The sequence below is a fragment of the Vibrio sinensis genome, assembly GCF_003605645.1.
Lineage (GTDB): Bacteria > Pseudomonadota > Gammaproteobacteria > Enterobacterales > Vibrionaceae > Vibrio > Vibrio sinensis.
Genome location: NZ_QVMU01000008.1, coordinates 42950 through 57478 on the forward strand (window position 1 = coordinate 42950; position 14529 = coordinate 57478).

General features: G+C 41.8%; 8 protein-coding genes. 3 read left to right on the forward strand and 5 right to left on the reverse strand.

From position 1 onward, the window contains the following. The first annotated feature begins 57 nt into the window (after positions 1-57). Positions 58-4833, forward strand: a complete 4776-nt coding sequence (locus DZ860_RS10705; RefSeq protein ID WP_120031084.1) for a beta strand repeat-containing protein — start codon at positions 58-60, stop codon at positions 4831-4833. A 134-nt stretch (positions 4834-4967) separates the two neighbouring features. Here the strand turns inward: DZ860_RS10705 and DZ860_RS10710 are convergent, their stop codons facing one another. The 5 genes from DZ860_RS10710 to DZ860_RS10730 form a co-directional block, all read right to left on the reverse strand. After that, complete coding sequence (locus tag DZ860_RS10710) at positions 4968-6047, reverse strand: type I restriction enzyme HsdR N-terminal domain-containing protein (RefSeq protein ID WP_120031086.1); 1080 nt, start codon at positions 6045-6047, stop codon at positions 4968-4970. Between the two features lie 155 nt (positions 6048-6202). After that, positions 6203-6460, reverse strand: a complete 258-nt coding sequence (locus tag DZ860_RS10715; RefSeq protein WP_243641844.1) for a hypothetical protein — start codon at positions 6458-6460, stop codon at positions 6203-6205. Further along, entirely contained in the window at positions 6460-7773 is a 1314-nt protein-coding gene (locus DZ860_RS10720) for an HlyD family type I secretion periplasmic adaptor subunit (protein ID WP_120031088.1), read from the reverse strand. The genes DZ860_RS10715 and DZ860_RS10720 overlap by 1 nt, the downstream gene beginning before the upstream one ends. Positions 7774-7784: 11 nt before the next feature. Beyond that, positions 7785-9482, reverse strand: a complete 1698-nt coding sequence (locus tag DZ860_RS10725; protein ID WP_120031090.1) for a type I secretion system permease/ATPase — start codon at positions 9480-9482, stop codon at positions 7785-7787. An 86-nt stretch (positions 9483-9568) separates the two neighbouring features. Continuing rightward, positions 9569-10204 (reverse strand): hypothetical protein, encoded by a 636-nt coding sequence (locus DZ860_RS10730; protein WP_120031092.1) that lies wholly within the window; start codon positions 10202-10204, stop codon positions 9569-9571. A 209-nt stretch (positions 10205-10413) separates the two neighbouring features. Here DZ860_RS10730 and DZ860_RS10735 point away from each other — a divergent pair, with 209 nt between their 5' ends. Together DZ860_RS10735 and DZ860_RS10740 are read left to right on the forward strand one after the other, a co-directional pair. Continuing rightward, positions 10414-11847 (forward strand): DUF3131 domain-containing protein, encoded by a 1434-nt coding sequence (locus tag DZ860_RS10735; RefSeq protein ID WP_120031094.1) that lies wholly within the window; start codon positions 10414-10416, stop codon positions 11845-11847. 76 nt (positions 11848-11923) lie between these two features. Further along, complete coding sequence (locus tag DZ860_RS10740; protein WP_120031096.1) at positions 11924-14335, forward strand: ATP-binding protein; 2412 nt, start codon at positions 11924-11926, stop codon at positions 14333-14335. Positions 14336-14529 lie beyond the last annotated feature (194 nt).

A 14529-nucleotide genomic window follows, 5' to 3' on the forward strand; every position in this document is an offset into this window, starting at 1 on the left:
ATGCATCTTGATTAATAACTATAAAGACGCAACAGTGCTAGGTTGAGGAGAGCTTAAATGGAAGGGACTAAATTCGATGATGTTATAATCGGGACATCCGATAAAGATAACGTAAATAGTGGCGCGGGAAATGATGATATACAGTCACTCGCCGGAGATGATTTTATCACTGCTGGGGAAGGGAGTGACACGATCAGCGCAGGAGATGGTGATGATACTGTATTAGGAGACGTTGAATACGAAGTTCACACAGGCTCAGAACCACCGACCAATAGTAATGAGAATAACGAGAATAACGACGATAGTTGGGGTAATGCTCAAACTGTTTATCAATATCAAAACAGCACCCCGACGGAGCAAATCTCACATTCGGTTAAGTTGGATAGCTACGCCGTAAACCAATTAATTCAAACGACTACCAGTGCCAGTGGATTAGCAAGCCACCAAACGGTGACCATCCAAATTAAAGATGAAAATAATAATATCGTTCTCACCAAAACCATTCAGACCGATGAAAATGGTGAGTTCAGCCTAGACCTTGATATCCCAACGTCAAACTCCACTACCGACTCCCCACTTGCATTTTCTTTTGTAGACGAATCTAACGTGCCAATCACAACAGCCACTGACATCACTATTGATATACGAAATATCTTTGACGATACGATTGAAGGTGGTGCTGGCGATGACATTTTAAAAGGCCAACAAGGTAATGACACCATTTATGGTGGAAGCGGTAACGACTTTCTCGATGGAGATATTAATAACGACACCTTATACGGTGGCGTAGGCGATGATGTTCTCGTTGGGGGAAACGGAGACGATATTCTACACGGTGATGAGGGTAACGATACCCTACTCGGTTCCGATGGTGACGATGTTATTCATGGTGGAGATGGTGACGATCTGCTCATGGGGGAAATTGGCGATGATCTAATCTATGGTGGCGAGGGTAACGACACTTTAATTGGAGACGATGGGCAAGATACCCTCCACGGCGGTGACGGCCACGACAAACTATTTGGTGGCAAAAGCAATGACTATATTTATGGCGATGCTAGTAATGATGAAATTCATGGTGATGAGGGTGACGATAACCTATCCGGTGGTGATGGCGAAGACTTCATCCTTGGAGGCATTGGTCATGACGTGATCACTGGAGGCAAAGATAACGATCTTCTGCTTGGTGGTGATGGCGATGATTCACTAGAGGGTAATACTGGTGATGATACTCTCGTTGGCGAACTCGGTGATGATACCCTTTATGGCGGAGATGGTAATGATACGCTTTATGGGGATAGTGGTGAAGATATTCTCTTCGGTGGATTAGGTCACGATCAGCTATTTGGTGGTAAGGGCAACGATACTTTCGACGCGGGTGATGGCGATGATGTGATTCATGCTAATGAAGGAGAAGACACCATAGCGACAGGTCTAGGTAATGACCAAGTATTTGCCGGTGATGGTAATGATGTTATTACGACTGGTGCCGGCGATGATACCGTTTTTGGTGAATCCGGTAACAACCAAATTGATACGGGTACAGGCGATGATCTTGTCTACGCTGACTCTGGGAATAATGTCATCACAACAGGTACAGGTAGTGATACCGTTTACGTCGGAGATGGTAAAAACACGATTCAATCCGGAGATGGTGATGACCTATTATATAGCGGAAATGGCGATGATCTCATCGAATCAGGCAGTGGTAATGACACTATCTTCGCCGGAGATGGGGATAATCAAATAACGTCCGGAACTGGAAATGATACGGTTTATTCTGGTTCAGGCCAAGATCATGTATACCTTGGCTCTGGGGACGATAAAACCTATACCGGGGGTAACAATGATGCCATTTTTGCAGGTGACGGCGATGACAAAATATACGCAGGCAGTGGAAATGATGAGGTTCACGGTGAACAAGGTAACAATCAACTCTTCGGCGAGGCGGGCGATGATTCGTTAAACGCAGGTCTCAATGCTAGTCAATTATTTGGTGGTAGTGGTAACGATACCTTGCTTGGTTCGAATGAAAATGACCATCTGTATGGTGGCGCAGACCAAGATACGATTACAGCAGGCTTTGGAGATGATCTTTTAGAGGGCAACGCCGGCAATGATAATCTTTTCTCTGGTGAGGGTCATGATATTGCCTCAGGTGGTGATGGTAACGACTCCATTTCAGGAGGTTTAGGCAATGATACATTAATGGGTGATGCCGGCAATGACTCCTTGTTTGGTGATGAGGGGGATGATCTACTAATTGGTGGTAGTGGTCACGATCACTTAGATGGGGGAAGTGGCTACAGCGAAATTTATGGCGAAAGTGGCGATGACATCATCATTAGTGCTGACGAAGCCGACTACCTATCTGGTGGTGATGGCAATGATACGATCACCTCAGGAGCCGGCAATGACACTGTATTTGCTGGTTCTGGTACCGATGTAGTACAAACTGGCGAGGGCAACGATACCGTTTACGGGCAATCAGGCAGCAATACCATTCAGACCAGCATTGGAGATGATATTGTCTACGGTGGCATCAATAATGACAATATCACGCTTGGGGATGGAAATGACCAAGCATTCTCCGGAGATGGGGACGATATCATCGATGCTGGTACCGGTGATGACCACATAGATGCGGGGGCTGGCGCCGACCTTATTTATGGTGGTGAGGGTAACGATGCTCTTTTTGGTGGCGATGGGAATGATGAAATCATTGGGGGTACGGGTTACGACTTCATTGCCGGTGGTGCTGGTGACGACCTAATTGAGGATGATGGTCAAGATACCATTCTCGGCGAACAAGGTAATGATACTCTCATAGCCGCAGCAACCGGTAGTCACCAAATATACGGTGGTGAGGGTGATGATACCCTGATCGGTAGTGAGCAGGCTGACACCCTTTATGGCGGCTCTGATGATGACACCATTAATGCAGGTGCCGGCGACGATAAACTATTTGCTGGTGATGGTAAAGATACCATTAATGCCGGTTCTGGTAACGACACTGTTTATGGCGAAGCAGGAACCAATACCATAAACCTCGATGTTGGTGACGATACGCTTTACGGTGGTACTGGATCAGATATCGTGTCTGGTGGGCTTGGAAGCGACACGCTTTATGGTGGAACTGGCAATGATCAGCTCAGTGGCAATCAAGGTGAAGATCTAATTGATGCTGGTGATGGCGATGACACGCTCTCGGGTGGTGACGCCAATGACTTACTGTTTGGTGGGGCAGGTAACGATACTATCTTAGGCGAAAGCGGCAATGACCAGCTCTACTCTGGAATCGGAGATGACACATTATCCGGCGGTGATGGCGAAGATAAACTGGTTGCAGAGGGAGGTAATAACACCCTCTCCGGTGATGATGGTGATGATACATTACTGGGTGGCATTGGTGCTGATACCCTACTCGGCGGTACCGGGAGTGATTACATCGAAGACGACTCCAATAACAATCTCATTGATGGTGGTGACGGTAATGATCACATTAAACTCTCTGGTGACAATAACCAAGTATTTGGTGGCTCGGGAGATGACACCATAGCAATATCGGGCACAGGATCGAATCAAATTAGCGCAGGTGACGGAAATGACAATATTTCTATTGATGCGGGCAATAATCAAATTGATGCGGGTCTCGGCGACGATACGGTTGTAGCTGTATCTGGTAACAATACCATCGATGCTGGTGCTGGCAACGACATTGTAACCACTGGCTCAGGCGCTGATATTTTATTAGGCCTATCTGGCACAGATACTCTCAATGCTGGTTCAGGTAACGATAGGCTCGAGGGAGGAGATGATGCCGATAAACTGTATGGTGGATCGGGTGACGATGTCCTCAAAGGAGACAGCGGTAACGACAAACTTTATGGGCAAAATAACAACGACAGCCTCTCCGGTGGCATAGGCGATGACTACTTATCTGGCGGTTCGGGCAATGACATCCTAAAAGGCGACACGGGTAACGATAAGCTCAAAGGTGACAGTGGCAATGACGAACTTTGGGGTGGAGATGGCAATGATACCTTGCAGGGCGGCGGCGGTACAGACATGCTCTATGGCGAGGTCGGCAACGACAATTTGTCAGGCAACGGAGGAAATGACATGCTTTTTGGCGACAGCGGTAATGACACCCTTAGTGGTGGCGATGGTGAAGATTTTGTCTCCGGCGGTGACGGTAACGACACCTTAAGCGGCAATAACAATGCCGATACGCTCGATGGTGGTCTAGGAGATGACAACCTATCTGGCGACGCTGGTGACGATATGCTTTATGGTCAAACCGGAAATGACCTCCTCGATGGTGGTGAGGGTATTGATCTCCTTTTTGGCGGAGAGGGTAACGATACATTAGTGTTTGACGCTAACGAAATCGAGAGCGGTGAGTCTAATGTCGTTCACTTTAGCGGCGGTGCAGATTTCGATGTTTTGTTGGTCAATAGTGATGCTCAAACTGAAATGATTGACATGCGTCAGACTACTTTCCAAGAACTGGAAGGGGTTAAAATCAATAATAGTGATACTGAACTTGCCTTAGCTCTCGATAAGATTGCCGCCAACAACACGGCTGGCGATACAACAGGCCAATTTGTCTGTACTGGTGCGAGCAATATTGACCTTTCTGGCTGGGGTTGGCAGTTAACTGAAAGTCATGTTGAAATGAGTTCATCATTAAAAGATATCTATCAAGCCAGCGACATTGATACCGGCTCACTGTATGGCTATCGTTTCGAAAACGATGCAGGCCAAGAAGTAGTGCTCTGGAGCGACTTAGATAGTCAGGATATCCAATTCCCTGACAGTAACGACGTTTAGAGGCTAATTCATTAATTGCTTTACTAAGTAAAGATCTAAATAAAAAGCTGATTCGAACTTTATTTGTTTAAATCAGCTTTACTCTTTTATCTTCAGATAGAAACTTAAGTCTCTATTTGAACAAATCGCTTATACTATTCGTATAATGCGAGCGTTTGTTGCAGTTGCTCTGACAAACTGAAAATATCATCCACGCTTTCTATCGAGTAGCGAACTTCGTTTTTAGATGCATCGAAAATACCAATGTACTTCTGCTTCGTATTGAACCACAAACGACATAGTGGCTTACGGTTATTGTCATCTAAAAGAATGCCAAAGTAACTTTGGGTATCTCTGGAATATAAACGTTGTACATCCACTTTTTGTCTGAGAATCGCCCTAACGATATTAAAACCTTCAATTTCTTCTTCTGTTGTTTGAATCTTAGTTTTCTCTGGTTTTTCTTCTAAATTTACGGTTTCTTTATTATCGACTTCAGCTCGCACCAGCTCTTTGACATCATTGCCTATTGCTGATTTTAAACGCGCATTAATGCTGTCATTCAAAAACTGTTGCAGTGCTTTAGTGGTAATTTCAAGAAATTGATTTTTAACTTTTGTCGTTTGAACGCCGTCATATACTTTCGAAGTAAAGAACTTAACAAATTCCTCATCAGGTGCCTGAAACTGATCTGATAAGACTTTTTTCACTTGGTTCAAATATTTCAGTTCCCCCGCAGCACCAACCACCGAATCAACATCAAAAGAAGACTTAGTTAACTTCTTGATTTCAGGGCCGATATGCTCGTCTAAATTTTCAAGATCGAGCGTTAAAAATGGCTTATCATCCATTTTATTCGGCACATCTAAATCAGTATAAAACTGATATTGAGCACCATTAGTTAAAATAGCAATTCGCGCATTAGTGACAGAAAAATATCTAAAGAGTTGATTAGCATGTTTTGTTGATAACGCTTCACCATACTTCTTGCACTCGATTAAGATCTGAACTTCGCTATCCTTAATCAGTGCGTAATCGACTTTCTCCCCCTTTTTAATCCCGGTATCCGCTGTAAACTCAGGGATTACCTCATTAGGATCAAAAACATCATAACCTAATACTGAATGTAGGAATGGCATGACCAAAGCATTCTTTGTTGCCTCTTCCGTGGCCAAATTTGCTGAAACTTGTGCTAGCTTTTTCGAGAGAGCTTGAAGACGTTCTATAAAATCCATAATTAATCCACCATAACCAATGACAAGCAGTCCAATGAATGGATTATATATCCGAGTAACAGAACAAAGTGTTGTTAAGTTAAAACTTTAAGGAACGTTAATCGCAAATGCTGAGAATAGAAAAACTAAAAATAGCGATGCGGGAAATTCAGCCGCTACACAAGTTGCTTGTAACACTTCTGCATGCATTTAGGGCAGTAGTAAGCATTGTTATTGACCAGAGCGGCACAATGAGGGCAATGACCATGACGACGATCTTGGCTGCATAATAGTAAAATCAACCCAATGGGTCCCAATACATAACCCAGTAATATTCCCGCTACTAAATTGTTCTTCCAATAACCGACCAAAGTCGTTACTACCATAAAAAACAGATAGAAACTCAGCCAGAAAACCATATTGTCTGATATCACTACACTTCCCTCATAGCACGAGAAACTCCGCTGAACAAAGGGCTCACTAAATAGTCCCATAATGTACGTTCTTCAACTAAGATCAGCACTTCTGTTATCATACCAGGGTACAATTCAATCCCTTGCTCACGTTGAATATCAAGTAAGTTTTGACGATTAAAGCGCACTGTCACCAAATAACCTTGATCTGAATTAGATGCCTCACCACCCTGTATCACTCTATCTGCTGAAACATGTATCACCTCACCCAATACTGGTGGAGTTTTTCGTGCACTATATGCGGTTAGCCTCACACGAGCTTGCTGACCAGGACGCACAATATCAATATCTTTTGGGGAAACAATAGCCTCAACTATCAACTCATCGCTATTGGGAACAATCTCCATCAGCACTTGACCTGGACGAACCACCCCCCCTAAACTTGAAATATTAAGTCCAACAACACGCCCTTCAAACTCACTACGAATTTGAATTCGAGCCCGAACATCTTGGGCCGCTCGCATTAACTGCTGAATATCACGCAGTTCATTATTGATATTGCTCAGTTCTAATGAGAACTCTCGCTCCATGTCTAACAATTGCGTTTGATGAGTTTGGCTTAAGGTGATTAGCTCTCGTTTTGTGACTTCAATCGACATATTGATCTCAGCTAGCTCGGCATCAACTCGTGCATGGTGGCGCTTTAATTCCAGCATCCGAGTTTTAGAGACATAACCTTTAGCAACAAGCCCTTGTGTCATCATAATTTCTTGTCGCACAAGCTCGCGCTGAGTAGCTATTGCCTTACGCTGAAATTCGCTGCCTTGCGCTTTTTCTGTATACAAAGCAACCTGCTGTTCATAGCGAGAATCAATTAGCTGCTTGCGTAATCTAGTCTGCTCAAATTGCACTAGCTCACCATTTAGAATCGGCGTTACTGTAGCAAGCTCAATATCTTCTCTCGTCAGTTCAGATGGCCATTGGACGTTGTTTTGGTGCTCAATAATAGCGGTCAAACGTGCTTTTTTCGCCATAAGTGAGTAACCACGGTAACGGTAGCGCTGATAATCAGCTTCTGCTTTCGTATCTGATAACTCAGCCAAAAGTTGTCCTTGAGATACTAGTTCTCCTTCTTTCACAAAGACTTGCTTTACCCACCCCCCTTGTAGGTGCTGTATTTGTTTCCTTTTACTTTCTACAACAAGGTTCCCCGGAGCTACAGACGCAGAGCTTAACGAAACCGTCATCGCCCAATACAAGAAACCACCTAATGTAAACACCAAAACACAGGTACCAACAACAATCAGCTTAGTGGTACTAAATTGAGTTTCCATTACTCATCTCCTTATGCCGATTGTATTTTTTTATTTTTGCTAGGTACATCTTCAGATTCAAGATGCAAACCCAAAAACTGATCGCAACGCCCTGCTTTTTCGACTCGCCCATCTTTTAATTGAATCACCCAATCCATCTGGCGCAAAAAACCAGGGCGATGGCTGATCATCATCACTGTAATTTGATGTTCTTTACAATACTGAAGCACAATGGCTAATGCCGTTTCACCCTCAGGGTCTAAATTAGAATTAGGCTCATCTAAGACAAGAACACGTGGATTGGAGTAGACGGCTCGAGCCAAACCAATACGCTGTTTTTGTCCACCAGAAAGCAATACTCCCCCCTCTCCAATATAAGTGTCATAGCCCTCTGGTAGGCTCATTATTAGCTCATGAATACAGGCCAGTTTTGCCGCACTAACCACTGCCTCATCGTCTGTATCACTAAAGCGAGAAATGTTTTGTTTTACAGTACCTGCCAATAAGCCCACATGTTGAGGTAAATAACCGATGTACTGTCCAAATTGATTCAAATCCCACTTCTCAATTGATGCACCATCGATTTTAATTTCACCCATACTCGGCTGATGAATTCCCATAAGTAGAGCCGCTAATGTCGATTTACCCGATCCAGAATTACCCATCACAGCAAGCGCATTTCCCGAGCCCAACTTGAAGCTAACACCTTGAATTAACGGGTTACGCATATTAGGTAGCTTTAAGCTGACATTATTAAATTCAATTTCACCTTTTGGCTTTGGCAACAGTGTTAATGGTGCTAACATACTTTGCGCGTTACTTTGCTTCAGACGTTGCCATGCTTGATAAGCGCTGTACCAAGACTTCCAACCGCTCACCGCACTTTCAAACGGACTCAATACGCGCCCAATAAGTATCGAGCTCGCGATGACAGTTCCGATACCGATTTGTTGGTTTAACGCCAAATACACACCAAACGTCAATACAACGACTTGTAACAAGGTTCTCGAATATCGGCTTATCGCCAACAACAACCCCGCTCTTGCGTTCACTTTCCACTGTAAGCTCAAAACATAATTATTCTTTTCTTCCCATACTTTTCCGATACTCTCACTCATTCCCATCGCTTTTAAAGTAGGTGCGTTACGCAAGAAATCATTCAACTCCATACTGGTTTTTGCAGTCGCATCATGCATATCTCGACTTATTTTTCGTCCTCCCATCAGCATAACGACTGTCAATAGACAAAAAATAATGACACCCGTGAGTGCAACTATGCCAATGTATGGATGTAGCAAAAACAAAAGCAATAAAAAAAAGGGTGTAAACGGTAAATCGAGAAGAGAGGCAGTAGACGGTGAAACCAAAAAGTTCCGCAATAAGGTTAAATCTTGTAAAGACTGCTTTTCGATTCGGTTAGCTCGAGAAGAGTGCGCAATACTCTTAGCTAATAGAGTTCCACTCAGTCTTGTATCAAGCTTTAGTGCGGAGCGTTGAAGTAACAAGGTTCGAATGTATTCTAGAATGGCTTGGGCTGAAACTAAAAAAAGTGTGATAGCAAGTAATGCCAGTAAGGTTTCAATACTGGCGCTCCCCATCACTCGGTCGAATAACTGTAAGCTGTAAATCGGTACCGATAAAACCAACAAATTAACGCCGACACTAAATAGCATCGCCGCCCACCATTCACGGCGCACCGCAGTGAATGCATCTGTATTTGCCCTAGCCATAAATAACAACCTTATTGCATATAATTATTAATAGGTTTTTATAAGTATAGTGGCTAAATTTTAGACTTGATGGATTATTTTGCTATTTAATCAAGCTGATAGCGTTTACTGATTTCATAGCCAGAAGCCACTGCTCGATGGCTCTCTTTAATGACCCAATTGATTGGGTTCCTGACCCAAGGTTGAGGATCATTAATAGGAAATGCATTTACAACACGTAAAGAACGAACCACAAAACCCAATTGTTCACAGGTTTCAATACATCTCTGTGCATGCCATGCTTGTGCGATAATAAGTATATTCTTTCGATGCTCTCGCTCAGCAACAAAATGAGCAACATCATAAGTAGTTTGATATTGGTTATTCTGGATACAATGACTACCGCGTGCTTGTACAACTGCTGCAATCTCATTCTGAAGATATAATTCAATATCCGGAAAAAAATAATTCACTTCCCTTACGATCTGCGCAAGATGTCGATTCACTTCTAGACTGTCACCAAACGAAAATGCTATCGCGACGTCAGCATCTTGCGGTCCCCCAAAGTCTTCTCTAAATAAGATCCCTGTCATCAAATATTGCTGCAAACGTAATTTTGCTTTTTCTTCAAGTAAATAGGTATCATGGTGATATTGATAACTCAACTGAGGATGTTTTTGACTTGGCAAGCTCGCCGCTGGCTCATAGCCTATCGACTCGATAAACCGATAAAAATGATGCATTTGCACCTCCCGACAACAAAGTTTTCACCTAACGGGCCTTGCTTCACCCACCAATCAACAACATCCATAATGAATAAGTTTAACAGCCTAAATACAACTTGCTGCTTTTTAACATGCGTCAATTTCACCATTCAATCTTAACCTCGACTAGAAGTTAGCAAATCTTGTATTATCATTAAGTTAGTTATAAATGGATGTGATGATACGAATTGAGGTTACTCGCCACTAATGCTTGGATTCCAATTACCTGCGCGCTTTGGTTGTGGGTCATAGTTGTGTTTCCGGTATTTGGTGAAGAGGACGTTAGCTTTTATGGAAAAAGAAGCGTCACCAAAGAAGCTATATCATTGCCAATATCAGAAACACCATCCCCCGTTGAATATCATCGACGAGTAATCGCACCACCGATCCCACAGCAACCGATTCAGAAACATAACATGCCCCAAAAGTCCAAGTCTCATCCACCGACTGCGTTAATGGGACTAGGCCGAGCTGACCAAGAAAATACCGCACCTTTAACAGGCTACATTTTATCTAGAAATGAAAAGTTGCTTGCTAAGAAAGCCCAGTACTATTTCACCGTAAATCGTCGTGAAGCAACCGGCCTATGGGATTCTGTACAAGGTTATCCTCATGCCACCATGTGGGACATCGCCAGTGGTATCGCTGCGACACTGGCATTAGAGGCCTTGGAACTCAAATCCCGTGAAGAAGCACGTTATGAACTCCAAAAAACACTTTCCACATTAGCCTCATTATCTCTCTATCAAAACGAATTACCTAATAGGGAGTACAGTACAAAATCTGCAAAACCGAGTGGGCGTCTCAGTGAGACAATAAGTAATGGTAATGGGTGGTCAGCACTGGATATTGGCCGTTTACTCATCTGGCTTAAAATAACGCAACAACGCCATCCAAGTTTCAAACCAATGATCGATAAGATAATCAATAGATGGCAGTTAAATAGAGCTATTCATGAGGGCACTTTATATGGAACCAAACGAATTCGAGGGACTGAGTACTATCGCCAAGAAGGGCGTCATGGCTATTTAGAATATGCAACGAACGGTTTTAGGTTGTTTGGCTACTCCGTACCACTACCAAACTTACCTCAATACCTCACTAATGTTCGATTGGATGGAAAAACGGTCAATATAGATTCTCGTAACGTGCCTTTTTTCACCAGTGACCCGTATATCCTGGCCCACATTGAGTTTGGCTATCAACAGGATTGGTCACAACTCGATACTATTTATCAACTGCACCAGAACCTTTGGCAAAAAAAGGGACTCTTAACGAGTTATGCCGAAGACGCGATGAACAAAAATCCCTGGTTTGCCTATAACAACCTCTACTATTACGGAAAAGCATGGACGAGCGTCAGTCCATCGGGAAAAGTTATCGAAAACCCACAAATATTCAGCCACAAAGCTGGATTTGGCTTTAGCGCTATTTTTTCTGACTCATTTAGTGATGTCCTTGCTGAGAAAGTATTAAAAAATAGTCTTCATTTTCGCACAATTCCTACCGGTGAATACGCAAATGGAGGAATCAATACTGCTTTCAATATCAACACCAATTCACTTATCTTAGTCGCACTTTGGTATAAGGCTTCAGGTAAAAAAGCGATCCTAGATCTTTGAACGTGAAGAAAATCAAACATAAAGTGCAATCTGTTGACTATAGTTAGTTCATTCTAAAGTCAAAGGTCATACGGCTATGATTCAACGTTCAATAAAATTACAAATTATGATTGCCAGTGGCATCATTTTTTCTCTAGTTGCTACTTTTACACTCACACATTTCCATTACAAAGATATGGAAATGGAGTTACACAATTTACAAAATGCCATTTCAGATTCGAAAGTAAATCTACTAAAAATACGCCGGCATGAAAAAGATTTTATGAGCCGTGTCGACCCAAAATATGTTGAAAATCTCCATGCTGATATTGCCGCATTAAAAAGTAAAGTTCACAATATTCAGGCGTATTTTAATGAGTATGATTTCAATAATAATTACTCTACATCTGAGCTCAATAAAGATATAAATGCATATCAAGCAACTTTTGATCAACTTGCACAACAAAAAATTTTTATAGAGGGTACGAATAAAACAGGGTTAATAGAAAAACTTAAAAACTCTTGGTTTAACTTAAGTAAACGCTCGATTGAAAGTGGTAGTACCGAAGTAATGAAAGAATTACTTACTCTACAAGAGAGCATGTACTATTTTTTGAGAACATTTAGTAGTGAATCTCTTCAAAATGTTCACAATGGCATATTCAAAGTGTCCACCAAAATTCCATCTGGTCATGAGGAAGTTCAAAGCGCACTCGAGGAATATCGAAATATTTTTCTCGATCTACAAAATGCATATCAAATTCTGGGATATACCCACCATACAGGCCTACACGGTGAGTTAAGGCGAAACATTCATTCATTTGAGCGATCCCTTAATATTCTTCACAATGAAGTCCCACAAATAATTAATTCAAAACTTGAAAGCATTGACCATGATAGTCACTTGAGTCTCGGCATCCTTGCTATAGCTCTTGCTATAACATTAGGGTTTTCAACTTGGTCTATTACTCGTTTAGAGCGTCGTATGAAGCGTTCAGAGTCACTAGCAACAACCTCAAATAAAGCTAAAAGTGCATTCCTTGCCAATATGTCTCATGAGATCCGCACACCACTCAATGGGATTATTGGTATGGCACAAATTATTGCAGACACCCGATTAACACCTAATCAGAGAGAATATTTACACGCAATAGATACATCATCCCAAACACTATTAATGCTCATTAATGATATCCTCGACTTGTCAAAAATTGAATCTGGGCACCTCGAAATAACGCCTTACCCATCCCATGTTCGTGATGCCATATTTGATACAGCATCAATGATCTCGGGAAAAGTAAAAGAACAAGATCTATCACTTTATATTGACATTGATGCTCAGCTTCCTCATGAAGTAAAAATGGATGAACATCGACTTCGTCAAATATTAATGAACTTAGTATCAAACGCTGTCAAATTTACCCAATCTGGAAGTGTTACTTTACAAGTAAAAGCGAAGTTAGACCAAGGCCAAGCATGGCTAACATTCTCTGTCATAGATACTGGGATTGGTATTGATAAAGCCAAGCAAGACTCTATTTTTGAACCGTTTCAACAAGAAGATGCGTCAATCACTCGACAATTTGGTGGAACAGGACTTGGTTTAAGTATCAGTTCTCAATTGGTATCAATGATGGGAGGGGAATTGAAATTGAATTCCGTTAAAGACCAAGGAAGCGAATTTTATTTCACATTACCTACTGAAATCATCAAACAAGTTCCAAGTAAAACCCATATCGCTGAGCATATTAGTATCATAGGGGAAGAAAATCTCATCACTCTATCCCTAAAACAAAACTTAGCATTCTATGGCGTAAATACCATTACTATTTTGCAAGACTTGCATCACTTAGTTCAATCTAACATTGTTTTTCTTTTGCATGATGAACATTCCAATACCCATCAAATTTTAGAACAACTACACCATCTTGCAGGCACAACGCCCGTCATCATTATTCAAGATTTTGCTACACTGGATATAGATTTTAAGGACCAAGTTGACGGATTTATCAAGTTCCCTATTTTGGGTTCTCGCTTAATCACTTGCATGGAACAATCAAAAGAAGCGATGCATGAACGTCGATTACATGATGGAAAGAGTGCTGATGATAAACAAGCAATACAAATAGAGATAATTAAAGAACGAGTACTCATCGTCGAAGATAACCGTGTAAACCAACAAGTTGTCTCGTTATTTCTAAAGAAAGGAAACTACGAATATGATATCGCTAATAATGGTCTAGAAGCATTAACAAAAATTCAACAGGGTGCCAAGTATCAGCTAATGCTGATGGATTGCATGATGCCAGAAATGGATGGATTTACTGCGACAAAAGAAATAAGGAAATATGAGCGTGATAATAGCCTCCCAGCAACACCCATTGTTGCTCTTACAGCAAGCGTCCTAGATCAAGATATAAAAAAATGCTTCGATGTTGGAATGGATGATTATTTAGCAAAACCACTAAAGAAAGAAAAACTTTATGAAATGGTGAAGAAATACTACTAAATCTATACATTTCAATAAAAAACAGCTACGTTCATCTATATTATAAGTCGGAATCGCCTGCGGGCGTTCCTTTTATTAATGAGTCTTCAAATTAAGATTCTCGTTAAATGAGAAAATAACAATATAAACTTGTAGAGTTAGTGTTAAATTACTGTAACTTACTGTTTTTAAATGAAATAAGACACATAAAAACA